Annotated in this window: 1 protein-coding gene; it reads left to right on the top strand. The window is 49.3% G+C overall.

Annotated elements, in window-relative coordinates; translation table 11 throughout:
- The coding region (locus tag IB255_RS31350) for a hypothetical protein (RefSeq protein WP_192211285.1) at positions 1 to 542 on the top strand (542 nt) is incomplete at both ends.

Here is a 542-nt window from a genome sequence, read left to right as displayed (position 1 = left end):
GCGCAGGGAGAGGGAGAAGGAAGGAGGAGAGGAAAGGAAAAAAAAAGGAGAAGAAAAAGGAGGAGAAGGAGAAAAAAAAAAGGGAGGAAGGGGGAAAAGAGGAAGAGGGAAAAGGGAAGGAAAGGAGCCAGGGAAAAGAAAGGGGAAGAAAGAAAAAAAGAAAGGGGGAGGGAGGAGGGGTGAAGGAAGGGGGAAGGAAGGGAGGGAGAAGGAGGAGGGAGAGAGAAGAAGGGAGAAAGGGAGAGGGAGGGGGAGAGAAGGGGAGAAGGAGGAAGAGAAAGGAAAGGAAAAAAGGAGAGGGGAGAGAAAAGGAGAAAGAAGAGAAAAGAAGGGAAAAAAGAGAAGAGAGGAGGAGAAGGAGGGAAGAGAGAGAGAAAAAGAGGAGAGAAGGAGGGAGAGAGAGGAGGGGAGAAAAGAAAGAAAGGGGAAGAGAGAAGGAAGGAGGGAAGAGAAAAGGAGAGGAAGAGAAAAAAAGGAAAAAAGGGGGAAGGAGGGAGAGAGGGGAGAGGGGAAGAAAAAGAAAAAAGGGGGAGGGAAGAAGG

Source organism: Pseudomonas sp. PDM22, assembly GCF_014851965.1.
Classification (GTDB): Bacteria; Pseudomonadota; Gammaproteobacteria; order Pseudomonadales; family Pseudomonadaceae; genus Pseudomonas.
This window is presented reverse-complemented; position numbering and strand designations above follow the sequence as displayed.